The following is a 16,330-nucleotide window of genomic DNA, read 5'->3' as shown; positions in this document are numbered from 1 at the left end:
GAACCTGGACCCGACTCGGTGACCTCTCCGGCATCGGCCTGACCGGTGCGATGGTCGAGGGCCCGATGTGGATGAAGTTCAACGGCACCAACAAGTGGGCCCTCTACCTCGACCAGTACGCCACCAGGGGCGGCTACATGCCGGTCGTCACGACCGACCCGTCCGATCCCGCGAGCTACCAGAGGCCGGCATCCACCAGCTACAACATGGGCGGCACGAAGAAGCGCCACGGCTGGATCATGAACCTGACGGCCGCCGAGGAGAGCCGCGTCCTCGCCCGCTGGCCCAGCACTCCGGCCAACCGGCTCCAGTCGTTCAACTTCCAGGACCGGTACGTACGGCACACCAACTTCGACGTGCGCATCGACCAGAACATCACCGGTGACGACGCCAAGTTCCGGCTGAGGCCCGGCCTGGCGGGCTCCGGCACCGTCTCCTTCGAGTCGGTGAACTACCCCGGCTACTTCCTGCGCCACTCCAACTACGACTTCCAGCTGGCCCACAACGACGGCACCGCCCAGTTCGCCGCCGACGCCACCTTCCGCCAGGTCGCCGGACTCGCCGACCCGACCTGGTCGTCGTTCCAGTCCTACAACCACCCCGATCGGTACATCCGCCACTACGCCTACTACCTCAAGCTCGACCCGATCACGACCGCGACAGCCCGCAGCGACGCCACCTTCCGTGTGACGAACTGACCCAATAGGGCATGACTCCACCTGGTCTCCTCCGCCATGCCCGCCACCGGCTACAAGTACGTCAACCTCGACGACGGCTGGTGGCAGGGCGACCGGGAGACGAACGGCAACATCGTCGTGGACGAGAACCCGTGGCCGGGCGGCATGAAGACGATCGCCGACCACATCCACAGCAAGGGCCTGAAGGCCGGCACCCACCGCGAGAAGAACACCAACGTCAACCCCACCCAGGCCGAAATCTGGGACCTGGACTGCGCCGGCGGGCGCAACCAGATCTTCCAGCAGACCGCGCTCAGCGAACTGGTGGTATACGGCAACAAGTGCCTCGACGCCGACAACAACGGCCAAGCTGATCTTGCCCGCCGTTGTCCGGAGTGGGGCCACCGGGAGAGAAGTCGACCGTTCCGCAGCTCGAGCCACCCGCTCCGCGTCAGGGGCCGGCGTGTCGCTCCAGCAGGGACCGGACGCTGAAGGGCTGCAACTCGAGAAGGACGATGGTGGTGTTGGACCGGACAACCCCAGGGGCTTCCAGCAACAGGTTCGTGATGCGGTGCAGGTCTTCGGTGTCCCGGGCGACAACGCGGGCGAGCAGGTCGCCGTCGCCGGTGGTGACGAGCAACTCGACCACCTCGGGAATGCGCAGGATCGCGTCACGGGTGGGCTGCCCCACGCGCTGGCTGATCGACATCGTGATGAGGGCCAGCAGCGGATAGCCGAGACCCGCGGGTGCCACGCGCCGACTGTGCTCCCTCAGCTGACCGCTTTCCTCAAGTCGCTTCAGACGTGCCTGGACGGTGTTGCGGGCCAGACCGAGTCGGTCGGCCAGGGCGACGGTCGTGGCCCGTGGGTCCGAGTCGAGCGCCAGGAGGATCCGGGCGTCGAGGCCGTCGACGTTTCGCATGATGCTCAGTATGGCACAGCCCGGACGTGCCATATTGAGCATTCTGCTCACACATCTTGATGCATATTGCGCATTCCTATGCACCTCCCTAGGTTCTCGCCATGCAAAAAGCGCAATGCGATAACACGTCAGTGAGCGGGGCGCCTCGCGTCGACCGCCGGGTATGGGGCGATGAGGACGAGATCGTGGCGGCCGCCATCGACTACGCGAGGCGGCGCATCATGCGGGCTCCAGATCAGGTGACCGGCGCCCGCCCCGCCGCCGACCTCGCACTCGCGGCCGGCACAGCCATCACCCCCTGGGGAATCGGCGGCGCCGCGGCCCTCAAAGTGTTCGACCGAGTCCTGGCACCTGCCACCCGCGCCCAGAACGGGGCGACGAACCTCGCGTACATCCCCGCGGCTCCCACCCGTGCCGCACTCGCCTTCGATGCGGTCACCGGCGCGGCGAACATCTTCGCGGGCACCTGGGAGGCGGGAGCCGGCGCAATTCACGCCGAGAACGAGGCGTTGGCCTGGCTCACCCTGCTGCTCGGATGGCCCAGTACCGCAGCAGGATGCTTCGTCAGCGGCGGCACCATGGGCAACCTCTCGGCTCTCATCACGGCCCGCGCCGCTGCCGCCGCGTCCCGGACCCGGCCGACGGACGGCTGGAAGATCGTCTGTGCCGACAGCGCCCACTCCTCGATCAGGTCCGCGGCACAAGCGATGGACGTGGAAGTCGTTACCGCACCCGTGGACCAGCGGGGACACCTCACCGGGGGTGCCGTCGACGCGGTCCTGGAGTCCATGACCGGCGTGTTCGCCGTGGTGGCGACCGCCGGGACCACCAATGCCGGTCTGATCGACGACCTCGATGGCATCGCCGAAGCGTGCGAACGCCACCAGGTGTGGCTGCACGTCGACGGTGCGTACGGCGGAGCGGGCCTGGCGGCACCCAGTGTGCGGCACCTCTACTCCGGCATCGAACGCGCCGACAGCTTCATCGTCGATCCTCACAAATGGCTCTTCGCCCCCTACGACTGCTGCGCACTGCTCTACCGGGATCCCGCGGCGGCACGCGCCGCGCACAGTCAGTCGGCGCACTATCTCGACGCCCTCGACCGCGACCTCCACAATCCGGCGGACCTGGCCCTCCACCTCAGCCGCCGCGCCCGCGGTCTGCCGCTCTGGTTCAGCCTGGCTGTCCACGGAACCGAGCGGTACTCGCGTGCCGTGGAACAGACACTGACCACCAGCCGACTGGTCGCCGACGCCATACGCGCCAGTGACTGTCTACGCCTGACCATCGAGCCCGAGCTGTCCGTCGTCCTCTTCGAACGCCCTGGCTGGGGCCCGCAGGACTACGCGTCATGGTCTGCCCGTGCCGCCGAAACGGGCGCCATGCTGTGCGTACCGACCCAGTGGAACGGCGCGACGGTTCTGCGCATGGCCTTCGTCAATCCGGACACCCGTGCCAGCGACGTCATCGACACGCTCCCCTAGTGCGTGACCGGGTTGGTCAGGCTGCCGGCGCGAGAGGGCGTCCGCCCCGGTCGACTAAGTGCGGCGGCGATGTGCCCCCCCAGGGGCGCAAGGCACCCGGCGGAGTCGGGCGTCCCGAATCTGTCCTGCCGATCATGAAACCCGCATCGAGAAACGCCACCAGCGTCCCTCGACTCACTCTCCCGTCGGCATGGTTGTGCGAGTTGTTCGGAGGCTGCCCCAGCACCGCCTGGCTGGATGGGCGTTGGGGCAGCAGCGGCAGATGCTGGATCCATGAGCGGCCGGGCCGGGGTGGAGTGTGGCGGTTCCCACCCCGGCCGGGTCTCATCGGATGCGCTTCGCCGGCCTGGTGGCGGCGTTGAGCAGGTACTCCAGGGGGCCGCGGCGGAAGAAGCGGGACCAGATCGCGGCGAACAGGATGGCTCCGAGGACGTACATGATCAGGGGCAGCCAGGACTGCTGGGTGCCGGTTCCGGCGGGCGTGGAGAACGCGGACTGTGCGAGGAAATGGCCGACGTAGGCGGTCAGGGACATGGTGCCCACGGCGATGACCGGTGTGGCCAGGCGGCGCAGTCGCGGCAGGCGGTCCATCGCCACCGTCGCGCCCACGACCACGAGTATCGCGATGCCGACGCTGCCGATGATGTCGAACGTGGTGCCGCTGTGCGGCCCGGCCGTCAGGAGCGACGACGCCGGCATGTCGGGGAACGACCCGCCGTCGAGGGGTACCGACCCGCTGCTGGGGGGCATCGAACCGGAGCCGCCGGACGACGACCCGTCTTCCGCCATGCTCCTCAACGCGCCCTTGCCTGCCAGCAGCAAGGACATGCCGTACGCGGCCGCCGTGAGGACGGCACCGAAGGCGGCCAGGCGCTTCTGGACAGTGGCGGAGGACAGGTCGAGGCGGCCCAGCGCCATGCCCGCAATCACGAACGACATCCACGTGAGCGCCGGGTAGAAGCCGGTGAGCAGCAGATCGAGGACGCCGACCTCGCTGAGGTGGCGGAGCGGGTCGTAGGTGTTGATGCTCTGCTGGACCGACGGGGTCAGCAGCGAGGTAAGGACGAACGCCAGCTGCGGTGTGACGAGGGCGAACGCGGCCGCGATGATCGCGAGGGTCCTGGCGCTCAGTCGCACCAGGGGCAGGGCGAGGAGGAAGTAGACGCCGTAGAAGCCAAGGATGATCACGCCCCCGTACTCCATCGCCATCACGGTGCCCAGCGCCAGCAGGATCACGGCGCGGATCGCGATGCGGGCCCTCGCCTGCCGGCCCGCCAGGCCGGTCTTGGGCTCGCGGCGGCCGGCGAGCAGCATCAGTGAGAACCCGGCGAGGGTGGCGAACAGGACCGACGAGTGGCCGTCCGACATGTATCGGATCCAGCTGGCGACGCCAGTCGTGGCGGACAGCGGGGGGCCGATGTGCACGACGTACATGCCGAACACCGCCAGCGCGCGGGCCAGGTCCACCCCGACGAGGCGCCCCACCGAGGGACCGGGCGAGGCCGGGGACTCGGGGGAGGTCTGGGTCGGCGGAGGCGAGTTCTCCTGCGGAGCTGACGTCTCCTGCGGAGCTGACGTCTCCTGCGGCGGCTGTGTCTGTGTCATACGGAGAACCTCGCGTGGGCGTCCGGGGGCGGACCATCCGGCAGTCTTCGTGCTCTCCCCCGCCGATCGGCGGGTACCGCCCTGCCGACCGGCGGAGTCTCGTCCTGACCGGTCGGCCCGGTGCGACCGGACGGGCGGTGTCGTTCAGCCACTTGGCGGGGGTGGACCCGACGGTTGCCGGATGGGCGGGTTGCGGCCGGGCTTGAAGGCTGGAGGCATGACAGACCTCGCGGACACGAGGAGCGCGAGGACTGCCCCGGCACTTCGGCCCACGTACCGGGTTGTGACGCCGCGACACCGCAGATGAAAGGAACTTCGTGAACACCGCATCCGCTCCGACGACGGATGAGACGTCCCTGTCCGCCCGGGAGACGGTCAAGGCACTGGGCGCGTATGTGCGGCCGCACCGGTGGGCGGTCGCCCTCGGTCTGTTGTGCGCCCTGGTCGGGGCCGCCGGGGGGCTGCTGCAGCCACTGGCCACGAAGGCGCTGGTGGACCGGCTCGCCTCCGGTGAGACCATCGCCGGGATCCTGATCGCGCTCACCGTGCTGGTGGTGCTGGGCACGGCGGTCGAGGCGTTCGGCGCGTACGTGCTGGAGCGTACGGCGGAGTCGGTGGTCCTGGCCGCACGGCGCACCCTGGTCGGAAGGTTGCTGCGACTGCGGCTTTCGGAGTGGGAGGGGATCCCGCCGGGTGATCTGATGTCCCGGGTCACCTCGGACACCACGCTGCTGCGGGCGGTCAGCACCCAGGCGGTCGTCTCCGCGGCCACCGGCGCGGTGGCCTTCGTGGCGGCGGTCGTGATGATGGCGTACCTGGATGTCGTGCTGCTGGGTGTGACGCTCGGCGTGGTCGTGTTGGTCGGTGGGGTCGTGGCCATGGTGATGCCCAGGATCGCGCGGGCCACCGAGCGGTCGCAGGAGGCGGTCGGGGAGATCTCCGTCGGATTGGAGCGGTCCCTCGGGGCGTTTCGCACGGTGAAGGCGTCCGGGGCCGAGGCGCGGGAGACCGCCAGGGTGGAGGCGGCGGCGCGGCGGGCGTGGCGGCACGGTGTCAGGAGCGCGAAGTGGGAGGCCGTGGCCGGCTCGGCCGACGAACTCGCCGTACAGCTGGCCTTCCTCGCGGTGCTCGCCGTCGGCGGGGCGCGGGTGGCGTCCGGGGAGATCCCCGTGTCCACCCTCATCGCCTTCCTGCTGTACCTCTTCTATCTGATCGAGCCGGTGTCCAAGCTGGTCGACGCCGTGACCTCCTATCAGGAGGGGGCGGCCGCGATCTCCCGCATCGCGGCCGTGGAACGCCTCTCGACGCGCCTCCCGGGCCGCAGGCCGCACCTGGGGACGAGCCGTCAGGATCGGCTGCGGCGACGCGCTCCTGGGAGTGGCCGTCGCCTTGGTCAGCACCCTGCTGAAGTGAGGCAGCGACCTGTCACGTCAAGCTCCGCGTCGTCCGTCCGTGGGTGAGGCGGCGATCAGGGCTGTCAGCCTGGTGCCCGGATCCTCACCGGGCTCTGACGCGGCACCGGACACAGTCAGGACGGGAGGAGCTGGACAAGAGGCAAGCCGGCGGAGCACGGTCCAGGGGCGTCGGCGCCCGCTGCCGGCCGAGGCTCACGCGTGAACCTCGTGAGCCGCAAGCCGACGGAACAGCATGTCAGTCCGTGCTGAGGGGAACCCTCAGGCGCACCCGGTAGCCGCCCTGTGCGGTCGGGCCCGCCTCCAGGGTGCCGTGCAGGATCTCGGCCCGTTCGCGCAGACCGACCAAGCCCTGCTGCGAACCGGGCAAGGAGAGGGAGGGGCGCGTGGGAGGGGTGTTGGTGACGGTCACTCCGATACCGTCGCCGTCCTTCCACAGCTCGACGCGGGCGTTGGCGCCGGGGGCGTGCTTGCGGACGTTGGTCAGCGCCTCCTGGACCGTGCGGTAGAGGGCGCGCTGGGCGGGTGTGCCCACGGTGGGCGGCAACTCACCCGTCAGCTCCGTGTGAGTGCCGCTGGATTCCACCAGTTTGCGCAGGTCGGCCAGGGTGGGCTGCGGGGTCAGCTCGGTGGCGTGGCCGCCGGAGGCACGCAGCAGGGTCACCATGGTGCGCAGCTCGTCGAGGGTCGTGACGCTCAGCGAACGGATCGTGCGGGCGGCCTCCTTGGCATCCACGTCCTTGGCGGCGACCTGCAACGCCCCGGCCCGTACGGCGATCAGGCTGACCTGGTGGGAGACCACGTCGTGCATCTCACGGGCCAGTTGGGCGCGTTCACGGGCGAGCACGGCCTGGGCGTGCAGAGTGCGCTCGTGCTCCCTGGCCTCCTCGATCTCGGCCAACCGCCGCGCCAGGTCCCGTTGCGCCTGGAGAAGCTGGCCGAACAGGACCGGGGCGACACTGGTTGCCAGGCCGTACACGAAGAAGACCAGCGTCATGGTCCGGTCCGCCGCGGCCAGGGGCCACGGAGTACTGCTCGCGACGGCGGCCAAGACGACGCACACCGCGAGGAGACGGCGGTTGCGTGAGCGTTCGGCCAGGCTGAACAGCGCCACGAGCACAGCGACGGCGACATCCTGCATCAGCGCGACGGGCAGGGTGAGCAGGAACACCGCGAGCGGGAACCTACGCCGGAACGCCAACGCGACGCAGCCGACCGCGGCCAGCGCCACCTCGAGACGCGTGTGCTCCCACATGCTCACCACTCGTACGTCCACGGCCGCCACCGCCACCAGGACGACGTCGATGACCGGCGCGGGAACCCGCTGCCACATGGCACGTGCACGGCTCATCGGCCGGCCTCCGACCGTGGGCGCTCGTCGAGCAGCCCGGCCCGCTGCGCCAGCAGTGCGGCCTGCACCCGGCTCGTCACCCGCAGCTTCGCCAGGATCGCGCTGACGTGGTCCTTGACCGTGCCCGCCCCCAGGTGGACGCGCGCCCCGATGTCGGCGTTCGACAGCCCCTCCGCCACCAGGACGAGGACGCCGCGCTCCCGCGGGGTGAGCAGCCGCACCCGCGCAGCCTCCTCGTCGACGGCCGCCCCGGTGCCGGGGTGACTGTGCAGCAGCGTCCGCGACGCCTTGGGCGACAACACCACACCGCCCGCGACCAGGGTCCGCACCAGGTGGGCAAGCTGCTCCGGCTCGGTGTCCTTGAGCAGGAAACCAGCCGCGCCGCAGTGCAGCGCGGTCAGGATGTACTCGTCGGCGTCGAACGTCGTCAGCATCGCCACCACCGGAGCATCCGGCATCGTCCGCAGCTCGCGCAGGACGGTCAGCCCGTCGACGTCCGGCATCCGGATGTCCAGCAGCACCACGTCCGGCCGCTCCCGCCGGACGGTCTCCACCGCGTCGCCGCCGCTTGCGGTCGCGACGACCTCGATGTCCTCGGACGCGCCCAGAATGAGTTCGAAGCCCGAGCGGACCAGTGCCTCGTCGTCCACCACCACTACCCGGATCACGCGCTCCGCCTCACCTTCGTTCATGCCGTCCGGCCCATGCCGACTCGACCCTAAAGCCACGTAGAGCTCTTGCGGCCCGGCGAGCGGCAGCTCCAGCCACACGGCGGGGTAGCACCCACCACTCGGCAGGGACACCACAGCCGCCTGCCGGATAGCCCGTGATCGGCCCGGGTCTCCACTCTCAGGGTCATGACCCATCACCCGGACTCCCCGCCGCTTACGGCCGATGCCCCGTGCCCCGAACGCGAGCGCGGTGAGCCCTCGACCGGCGCGCCCGGCGTGGGCCGGCTGATCGGGCTGGACCTGGCCCGCGGCCTGGCCGTTTTCGGCATGTACGCGGTCCACGTGGGCCCCGCCCCGAGCCAGGGCGGTGTCGTCGGCTTCCTGATGGAGCTGGCGCAAGGCCGCTCATCCGCCCTGTTCGCCGTCCTGGCCGGCTTCGCGGTCGCCCTCATCACCGGGCGCCGCGCGCCGAAGACCGGCCTGGCCGGCCGTCAGGCTGTCGCCAAGGTGATCATCCGGGCCGTGATCCTGCTGGCGCTCGGCACCGCCCTGACCCTGACCGGAACCCCGGTCGTGCCGATCCTCGCCTTCTACGGACTGTTCTTCCTGCTCGTGCTGCCGCTGTACCGGCTGGGCGCCAAGCCGCTGGCCCTGATCGCCGCGGGGTGGGCCTTGGTGGGCCCGCAGCTGCTGTACGCGCTGAAGCCGGTGGTCGGCGGCCGCGTCTTCCTCTCCTACGGCCAGGCCGACGGCCCCGTCTCACTGTTCTTCACCGGCGGTTATCCAGCCCTGACCTGGGTTCCGTTCGTGATCGCCGGTATGGCTGTCGCCCGCTGCGACCTGACTGCCACGACCGCCCGTGTACGCCTCGCCCTCACCGGCGTCGGTCTCGCCGTCACCGGGTACGGCGGCTCCTGGCTGGCGGTGCGTCTCGTACCCGGTGCCGCCGAAGCCGTCCGGAAAGCCGAACAGGGGCCGGGCATGTCATCCGTGTCGTCCGTATCACCCGACAGCATCGGCATCTTCGGCGACACCCCCGCCGGGATGCTGGCCTCAGCCCCGCACAGCGAGGCGACCCTGTCCATCATGGCCGCCACGGGTGTGGCAATCCTGGTGATCACCGCGTGCCTGGCCGCCATGGACGCCTTCCCCAGGCTGCGCCGCCTGGCCAAGCCCGTCATCGCGGTCGGCTCGATGTCACTGACGGCGTACGTCTACCACATCGTCGCCATCTGGCTCCTGGACACCGAGACATCGGCCGTCCGGCCGCTGCACATCCTGCTCGGCTTCATCGCATCCGTCACCGTCCTCGCCACCCTCTGGTCCCGCTTCTTCCAGCGAGGGCCGCTCGAATGGCTGATGGGCAGGGCGACCGAACTGGCCCACCGCATCCGATAAGACGCATCTGGGTGGGCAGGTGCGCAGCAACGCCGAACAGGACGACCACGACGAACACGCCGAACGCGCTCGACGCACCGACATCCTCCAGCGCGCGGAGAACGAGTTCGACCCCATCCCCTTCGACTCCGACGCCGCCCGCGACTACGGCCGCGTCTGCGCCGCCGTCATCAGCACCGGCCGCCAACCCCGCCGCCGCATCGCCGACCTGATGATCGCCTCGATCGCCATCGCCGAAGATCTCCCTCTGTTCACCACCAACCCTGACGACTTCAAGGGCCTGGACGACCTCCTCACTGTCGTCCCCGTAACTCACCCGAAGGTGCTCCACGACCGGTAGAGGCAGACGTGAGCCGTGCGTTCGCTCCGACCATCACGACCAGCAACCACCGCTCTCGAGACGTTGGGGTGAGCGCCGCGGGCATGCCCAGGGTCCAGCAGGGGGCCTCACTCCGACCGGCCACCCTTCGCAATGCCTGCGTCCCCACAGCGTCCTCAAGTTCGCCTCCGGCTCCCTCGCGGAGGCCGTTGGTGCGACTCGACCACACCATGGTCCGACACATTCACGCTGGTCAGCGCAGTGCCGAACCTCACCGGCGCAGGAACCCTGAACTCATGAGCAGCGGATTCGATCCGTCGAGCCCGAGTGGGGGTTTTGGCGCCCCGGAAGGGACGATTGCGCAGGTCAGAGACATGCACTGGTGGGGCGGGTGGGACTCGAACCCACGGCCGACGGATTATGAGTCCCTTGGGGATCTTGGCGGTCCTTGCGTTTGTAGGCCGATCCATGACGTTCTTGCAGGTCAACTGGGTGGAGCGGGGTCGGCACTCTCCCGTCTTTGTCAGTCTGTTCCTGTCCTTGTGTCCCCAAACCGTCCCCAACAGGCCCTGACGCGGGCCTGCGGAGGGAGGGCGGCAAGAGGTCATGCAGTGAACGTCGCCACCAACCAGCCGCCGGCGCCGCCCGGTCGGGCGGAGAAGCGGCGCAGTCCTCCGTTCCCGTCGATCCAGTAGAGGGTGCGTCCAGGTGTGGAGCGCACTGCACCAGGGGCGGTGACGGACGGGCCCGCGAAGACCGTGACGGGGACGCCTGCCACTTTCTCCTGGCTGAGACGGCGTGCACCGCTGTGGAGCAGCAGTTGGGCGTTGTCGGGCCGGTCTGCGGCCAGGTTGAGCAGCAGGAGCAGGCTGGTGTCCATGGGGGACGCGTGGGCGGTGAGCGCGCGCTCGGTCCAGCCGTCGCGGGGTGGATGCGTGGGGAGGGGGCCGGTCCAGTCGTACTGGACCGAGACGGTGCTGCGGTCCCAGCGCAGCAGGTGGCGTCCGTGTTCCAGTACGCCACCCTTGCCTTGAAGGACGGCGAGCCCGGTCCCGTGGCGCCAGTCGAGGCGGCCGGTGAGCTGGGCGGAGTGTCCCTGGACCGGGATGTCGGCTGTGACCTGGGTGGAGCCGCGCCGGTAGTTGGTGAACCGGGTCAGGGCGAGCAGTTCGGCCTGAGGGATGGTCAGGGCGGGGGTGGTCGTCGCGGAGACGGGGGCGGGGGGCTTGTCCTTGGTGCAGGCTGTGCCGCCGAGGAAGACCATCAGGGTGAGCGCGATACCCCAGGCGGAAACGGCGTGCGGAGCGTGTCGGCGTGGAAGTCTCATCGGGCGGTCGCGTCGTGGCGGGGGCGTGTGGCGAGCAGATCCGGGGCGGGGAGTGGTACGTGGTCGGTGTGGACATCGCCGGGCAGGTGAAGGGCGGGGTCAGGGGGTGCGCTGCGGGCGCGCGGGAGTTGTGGCTGGGCGGGGGGCGGGGCCACGTCCAGGAAGGCGATTCCGGCTGGCGGCGGTGCGGTGCGAGTGGAAGACGCCGTTGCGGAGGTCCGGCTGTTTCCAGCGGGGCAGGGCGCGGTGCGGGTGAGGTCTTCCGGGAGGGTCCGGTGGAGGGTGTTGCCGTGCAGGCAGTTTCCCTGGCCGGGGGCGCGGGCGGAGGCCTGGTAGGTGATGTCGACCGCGTTGGCGGACAGGCTGTTGTCCTCCAGCCTGTTGCCGAGAGGAGGTACGTCCTCGTGCGAGGTGAGCACGATGCCGGCGTGTGAGTTGCCGGTGACGCGGTTGCGGAGAAGCGTGTTGTGCTGGCCGCCGGCGATGCCGATGCCGATCCCGAATCCGCCGTCGGCCTGCTCGGGGGTGTCGGGGGCGTTGTTGTCGGAGACCAGGTTGCCGGCGACCACGCCGCCGGTTTGCGGTACGTAGGCTTCCTGGTAGTCGGTGTCGACGGTCATGCCGACCCGGTTGCGGGTGAAGCGGTTGCGCAGTACCCAGATGGGTCCGCTGGCGTTGGTGCCTTCGTAGCCGATGGCGTTGTGGTCGGCGATGTTGTCCTGGACGAGGATGTGGCAGGGCTTGCACTGGCCCACGTAGAGGCCTGAGTCGGCGCTGCCGGAGGCGTAGTTGCGCTCGAGCACCCCGTGCCGGGCGTTGAAGGCGTAGATGCCGTAGAGGCCGTTGGCGTGGGCTGTGACGTAGCGGACGCGGAAGCCGTCGAGGGGAGGGAAGCGGGCCGGGTCTAGGTGCTGGTAGCCGTCGCTGCCGCGGGCGAGTCCGCCGGCGGCGTCGCTCATGCCGGTGACCAGGACTCCGTTGAGGAGGTGGTTGCGGACAGTGAGGTTCTCCACGGAGACGCCTTCTGCGGTGACGACGATGCCGTTGGAGCGTCGGCCCTGGCCGTCGATGACGACGCGGTTGCGGTCGGTGCCCCGGAGCACCACGCGGTCGGTGCGCACCTGGACGCTCTCGTGGTACACGCCCGGTGAGACGAGCACCAGGTCGCCAGGGCGGGCCCGCGTGAGGGCGGCGCTGATCGTGGCTGCCTGCGCAGGCACGCGGATGGTGGCGGGCCGGGCCGAGTGGGCGGGAGCGTGACCGTCGTCGGTTGTGGACGGTCCCGAGCAGCCGCCGCACAGGAGCGCGGCAGCCAGCGCGCCGCCCAACGTCGCGGCGCGCCAACGGCCATGCGCCCGGCGGGCGATGAGCGGCATCATGTGCGGTTTCTTCCGATCCGTAAGGACAGCGACCTTTAGCTTAAAGTGCTCGAATGACCACTGACAGTACTCGCCTGGGTGAATCAGGTACGCAACAGCGGCTGCCGCGGCGCAGGGCACTGGTGAGGGCCACGGCGGCCACGGTGGCTGCCGGGATCACCGGATTCGTGGTCGGTGCGCGCGGACGGCCAGCCGCTTCCCCGGACGACGCCTCCCCGGCGTCTTCCGCGCCGGAGATGACCGTGTCCGCTCGGGGCAGCCGCCAGGCCGGGGTGGACCGTCCGGTACAGCCCCAACAGCACGTGGCCCTGTCGGTGTACGACCTGCCCGCAGCCGCACACCCGAACGCGCCTGGCAGTGACTTCGTGCGCCGGAACGGGAGGCTGCTCGCCGAGCTCGGCACCCGCGTCCTCACGCTCACCACGCACGGCGGCGATGCCGCCCTCGGCGGCTTCCCGCCAGGGGACCTGACGGTCACCGTCGGGGTGGGTCCACGCGTCGTGACCGCCGTGGACAAAGGCCTGCCCGGAGCCCGCGAACTCCCCCGTTTCACCCGGGAGGAGATGCCGGACTCGGCCCGGGGCGGGGACCTGATGGTCCAGGTCTGCGGGTCCGACCCGCAGGTGGTGACGCTGGCCGACGGCGCCCTGAGAGCCTGGCTTGTCAAGCACTCGGCGGCACCGAGCTGGGCCCAGCACGGTTTCCGGCCTTCCGCCCGGCCCGGACGTGCCGGGCAGCGGGTGCTGATGCGCAACCTGCTGGGCTTCCTGGACGGGATCGTGGTGCCGCGCACCCCTGCGGAGTTGGAGCGAGAGGTGTGGCTGCCCGGCCCGGCCCGGGTGCGGGGCGGCACGGTCGCGGTTGTGCGACGCCTGCGGCTGGACGTGGCACGCTTCCTCGCCCAGGACCTCGCGCACCAGGAACGGGTGATCGGTCGGCGCCGCGAGGACGGTGCGCCGCTCAGTGGCGGCGGCCCGGATGCGCCCATGGATCTGGGCGCGAAGTCCGCGCAGGGCCGGTACCTGGTGCCGGCCATGGCGCACGCGCGCCGCGCCAGCCCGAACGGCACGGGCAGCGGGCTGATGCTGCGGCGTGGCTACAGCTACGCCAACGGGCCGGAGGACCGCGGGCTGCTGTTCATCTGCTTCCAGCGTGAACTGCGCACCTTCGTGGCAACGCAGCAGCGGCTGGACGACGGCGACGACCTGTCCGCCTTCGCCACGGCCACCGCCTCCGGCACCTTTCTCGTGCTGCCGGGCTTCTCGGCCGAGCGTCCGCTCGGCGCCTCGCTGTTCCCATGACCGGGGAGAACCGGAGGATCCGGGCCGCGCCGGTACTCGCGCGGCCCGGAGCTCCCGGCTGACGTGGGTGGCTATCAGGTGCCCGCCCACATCCCGGCGTCCAGGTCGTGGTCGACCGAGCCGGGCGGACCGGTCGTCACCTTCGCCACGGCCGTCGCGGCTTGTTCGTCGCCGCCGGCCGGCTCGGCGTCCGAGTTGGTCGCCGGGTCACGGCCCGTGGTGCGCGTCCACATCAGGTCGGCGATGGTGATGCCGCCCGGCAGGTTGCTGGTGTCGGCGGTGGTCTTGTCGAACTCGACCGTGTAGTCGGTGTTCGGCAGGAGTCCGTCGCGGTGATCGAAGTAGTACTCGCCCTTGACGTCGGTCTTCTTCGTCGCGATGACCTTGCCGGACGCGTCCTTGAGGGTGACGGTCACGCCGGGGATGCCGAGGGTTTCGTCGTACCTGGCGTTCTGGCTGCCGCCACCGTCATCCAGCCAGACCCGGTTGCCGATCTGCACCGGCGGGTCGTCACACAGCAGTTCCAGGTCGCCCAGACCATTGGCCTTGCCGAAGCCGCCGTCCGTGGCGTAGACGACCCCGAACCCGTCCCGGGTCGCGTCACGGTGGCCCGTCGTGCGGTCGAACCACCCGGTCCCGCCGGAGTTGACGGTTCGATACGGGTCCAGGAAGGTGCTGGCGATCGTGTCCTGCTGCAGCGGCAGCGCGAGCGCCCCCCACGCCGCCTCCCGATGGCCGGTCCCGGTGTGATAGGTGTCGCCGGTGAACCACTCGTTGCCGCCGCGGGGACGGGGACAGTCGGTGCTGCCCTCCCAGTGGTAGGTGCTGTCGGACTTGCGGCAGACCTTGATGATGTCGCCGCCGGTGACGGTGCTCTCGACGGGTCCGCTGGGGTTGGCGTTGGGAATCACCAGCCCGGACTGGTCGCCGAACCGGTCGCGGAAGCCCAGGACCAGGCCGCCGTCGCGCTCGATCTCGATGTCGCTGAGCATCGGCTGCGGGTAGGCCACGTTCCCCATGGGGAACTGGGCCAGGTTGTCCCGCGTCCACGGCTTCCAGTCGCCCGGCGTGGGATCGTTGGCCGGGTCGCGGGGAAAGTTCAGTGGTTCGTCGACGATGGGTGCGGCGCCGAACGTGGCAGTGGCCGGGTTGTACGTCCACACCACCGCCCGCAGCTTGGTGACATCCTGCGTGCTCTCGGCGGAACAGACGCCGCCCACATACACCACACCGTCGCGCACACCCAACCCCATCGGCCGCCAGTCACCGGGAGGAGAACAGGCGGAATCCGGGATCTGGATCGGCGCGCGCTTGGGTGCGCCGGCGGTGGCCTGCGTCGCGTCGTAGGTGTAGAGGTTGCCGTCGTTCATGTTGACGACGTACAGCTCGGAGCCGTCCGAGGACATCTCGATGTCGCCGAGGGACTCCTTGCCGGGCCGGTTGGCGAACGGGGCGTCCACCCGGTTGCCCTGGTTGTGGGCGGTGGTTCCCGCATTCGGCACCCTCGTGAACACACTGGTGGCGCCGGTGGTCCGGTCGGTCACGTAGATCGCGCCCTGGCCGCCGGGGCCGTACTCGGTGTGGCGCTTGGCGTAGGCGCCGGAGAAGATCCGCTTGTCCTTCTTGCGGTAGGCCAGCCCGTACACGGCGCCGGTGTCCTGGACGGTGGCGATCGGCTTCGGGTTCGTGGTGCTGCCCTGGGTGTCACCGCGGGAGTTGTACGGGAAGGTGACCAGGGTCTTCTGGCCCGGCTTCGTCGCTGCCTGCTGGCAGGCCGTGACCAGGGTCGGGTTGTCCTGGCAGTAGTCGTCGGGATTCCACACGGCCAGGTTGAGCGTGGCGTCCTGCCCCTCTTCCAGGTTCACGTAGTTGAGGTGGGAGGACAATCCCGTGCCGGCGAACGCCGGTTGCAGGAACCCGGTGCCGGTGGCCGGGTCGTACTTGTTCGGCCAGTCGATCAGCTCGACCTTGTACTTCCCCCTGGAGCCCGGCCAGTTGGTGAAGTCGATGGTGATGGTTCCGTTGGGACCGACCGTGTAGGTCTGTGGCGGCACCCTGCCGTGGTCGCTCGTCACGCGAATGGTCGCGCCGGCCAGGGCGGTCTGGATCTGCGGATCGAGAGTGCCCTTCGCGGCGAACTCCCTGAACACATTGACCGTCAGCTTGCCATCGCCAGGTTGGGCGGAGGCCGGGGTAACGGGGGCCAGCATGAGGCCGGCACAACTCAGTGCCAACACCGCCCGCCAGGCTGTTCGTCTGATCACGTAGTTCCCATCTCTGCCTCGCACTTGCCATGGAGCGGGACCCAAAGCGGCTTGCGCTCGGAGCACCGGGTTTCAGTGGCCTTCGGCAGGACAGGAGCAGGTCAGGCCTCCGATTCCAGGCCGGTCATACGCCCCGGGACAACGCGACCACTCGCGCCCCACCACAGCCGCATCGCTAGCTCAGAGTAACAAGACGCATACAGATTGCGACTATAGGCCG

The 16,330-nt window shown here is 69.8% G+C and carries 11 protein-coding genes and 3 pseudogenes; 7 read left to right on the top strand and 7 right to left on the bottom strand.

Annotated elements, in window-relative coordinates; genetic code table 11:
• Positions 1-698, top strand: a 698-nt coding sequence (locus tag IG99_RS20245) for an AbfB domain-containing protein (protein WP_037675892.1), incomplete at its 5' end; no start/stop codon positions are given.
• A 21-nt stretch (positions 699-719) separates the two neighbouring features.
• Positions 720-902 (top strand): annotated as a pseudogene (locus tag IG99_RS52015) (glycoside hydrolase family 27 protein); the annotation flags it as partial.
• 226 nt (positions 903-1,128) lie between these two features.
• Here the strand turns inward: IG99_RS52015 and IG99_RS20235 are convergent.
• Positions 1,129-1,599, bottom strand: a complete 471-nt coding sequence (locus IG99_RS20235) for an Lrp/AsnC family transcriptional regulator (RefSeq protein ID WP_234311898.1) — start codon at positions 1,597-1,599, stop codon at positions 1,129-1,131.
• A 131-nt stretch (positions 1,600-1,730) separates the two neighbouring features.
• On the opposite strand from IG99_RS20235, the gene IG99_RS20230 reads away from it, so the two are divergent.
• The gene (locus tag IG99_RS20230) at positions 1,731-3,083 is read left to right on the top strand and encodes a pyridoxal phosphate-dependent decarboxylase family protein (protein WP_234311897.1); all 1,353 of its coding nucleotides are present in this window, start codon (positions 1,731-1,733) and stop codon (positions 3,081-3,083) included.
• 324 nt (positions 3,084-3,407) lie between these two features.
• Here IG99_RS20230 and IG99_RS20225 read toward each other — a convergent pair whose 3' ends face one another.
• The gene (locus IG99_RS20225; protein ID WP_037675883.1) at positions 3,408-4,568 is read right to left on the bottom strand and encodes a DUF418 domain-containing protein; all 1,161 of its coding nucleotides are present in this window, start codon (positions 4,566-4,568) and stop codon (positions 3,408-3,410) included.
• A 437-nt stretch (positions 4,569-5,005) separates the two neighbouring features.
• On the opposite strand from IG99_RS20225, the pseudogene IG99_RS20220 reads away from it, so the two are divergent.
• Positions 5,006-6,013 (top strand): annotated as a pseudogene (locus IG99_RS20220) (ABC transporter transmembrane domain-containing protein); the annotation flags it as partial.
• 325 nt (positions 6,014-6,338) lie between these two features.
• On the opposite strand, the gene IG99_RS20215 reads toward IG99_RS20220, so the two are convergent.
• The gene (locus IG99_RS20215) at positions 6,339-7,451 is read right to left on the bottom strand and encodes a sensor histidine kinase (RefSeq protein WP_037675882.1); all 1,113 of its coding nucleotides are present in this window, start codon (positions 7,449-7,451) and stop codon (positions 6,339-6,341) included.
• Entirely contained in the window at positions 7,448-8,143 is a 696-nt protein-coding gene (locus IG99_RS20210; RefSeq protein WP_037675880.1) for a response regulator, read from the bottom strand. The genes IG99_RS20215 and IG99_RS20210 overlap by 4 nt, the downstream gene beginning before the upstream one ends.
• Before the next feature lie 165 nt (positions 8,144-8,308).
• On the opposite strand from IG99_RS20210, the gene IG99_RS20205 reads away from it, so the two are divergent.
• Both IG99_RS20205 and IG99_RS20200 read left to right on the top strand, forming a co-directional pair.
• On the top strand, positions 8,309-9,520 hold the full coding sequence (locus tag IG99_RS20205) for a DUF418 domain-containing protein (RefSeq protein ID WP_037675878.1): 1,212 nt from the start codon (positions 8,309-8,311) through the stop codon (positions 9,518-9,520).
• A gap of 16 nt (positions 9,521-9,536) precedes the next feature.
• A pseudogene (locus IG99_RS20200) lies at positions 9,537-9,860 on the top strand (PIN domain-containing protein); the annotation flags it as partial.
• A gap of 583 nt (positions 9,861-10,443) precedes the next feature.
• On the opposite strand, the gene IG99_RS20195 reads toward IG99_RS20200, so the two are convergent.
• Complete coding sequence (locus IG99_RS20195) at positions 10,444-11,166, bottom strand: hypothetical protein (RefSeq protein WP_158973208.1); 723 nt, start codon at positions 11,164-11,166, stop codon at positions 10,444-10,446.
• Positions 11,163-12,545, bottom strand: coding sequence for a right-handed parallel beta-helix repeat-containing protein (locus IG99_RS20190; RefSeq protein WP_199815560.1), 1,383 nt, complete (start codon positions 12,543-12,545; stop codon positions 11,163-11,165). Before IG99_RS20190 ends, IG99_RS20195 begins: the two co-directional genes overlap by 4 nt.
• A gap of 53 nt (positions 12,546-12,598) precedes the next feature.
• On the opposite strand from IG99_RS20190, the gene IG99_RS20185 reads away from it, so the two are divergent.
• Complete coding sequence (locus IG99_RS20185) at positions 12,599-13,846, top strand: Dyp-type peroxidase (protein WP_063768321.1); 1,248 nt, start codon at positions 12,599-12,601, stop codon at positions 13,844-13,846.
• A 74-nt stretch (positions 13,847-13,920) separates the two neighbouring features.
• Here the strand turns inward: IG99_RS20185 and IG99_RS20180 are convergent, their stop codons facing one another.
• Complete coding sequence (locus IG99_RS20180) at positions 13,921-16,056, bottom strand: SdrD B-like domain-containing protein (protein ID WP_051865621.1); 2,136 nt, start codon at positions 16,054-16,056, stop codon at positions 13,921-13,923.
• Positions 16,057-16,330: the final 274 nt, after the last annotated feature.

The organism is Streptomyces griseus subsp. griseus (assembly GCF_000720255.1).
Classification (GTDB): domain Bacteria; phylum Actinomycetota; class Actinomycetes; order Streptomycetales; family Streptomycetaceae; genus Streptomyces; species Streptomyces griseus_I.
Note: the sequence above shows the minus strand (reverse complement) of the source record. Positions and strands in the feature narration are given on the sequence as shown.

Bases quoted from the DNA above. Each gene is read 5' to 3' on its own strand.
- IG99_RS20235 (WP_234311898.1), bottom strand. From the start codon at position 1,599: ATGCGAAACGTCGACGGCCTCGACGCCCGGATCCTCCTGGCGCTCGAC.
- IG99_RS20215 (WP_037675882.1), bottom strand. From the start codon at position 7,451: ATGAGCCGTGCACGTGCCATGTGGCAGCGGGTTCCCGCGCCGGTCATC.
- IG99_RS20210 (WP_037675880.1), bottom strand. From the start codon at position 8,143: ATGAACGAAGGTGAGGCGGAGCGCGTGATCCGGGTAGTGGTGGTGGAC.
- IG99_RS20205 (WP_037675878.1), top strand. From the start codon at position 8,309: ATGACCCATCACCCGGACTCCCCGCCGCTTACGGCCGATGCCCCGTGC.
- IG99_RS20195 (WP_158973208.1), bottom strand. From the start codon at position 11,166: ATGAGACTTCCACGCCGACACGCTCCGCACGCCGTTTCCGCCTGGGGT.
- IG99_RS20190 (WP_199815560.1), bottom strand. From the start codon at position 12,545: ATGATGCCGCTCATCGCCCGCCGGGCGCATGGCCGTTGGCGCGCCGCG.
- IG99_RS20185 (WP_063768321.1), top strand. From the start codon at position 12,599: ATGACCACTGACAGTACTCGCCTGGGTGAATCAGGTACGCAACAGCGG.
- IG99_RS20180 (WP_051865621.1), bottom strand. From the start codon at position 16,056: ATGCTGGCCCCCGTTACCCCGGCCTCCGCCCAACCTGGCGATGGCAAG.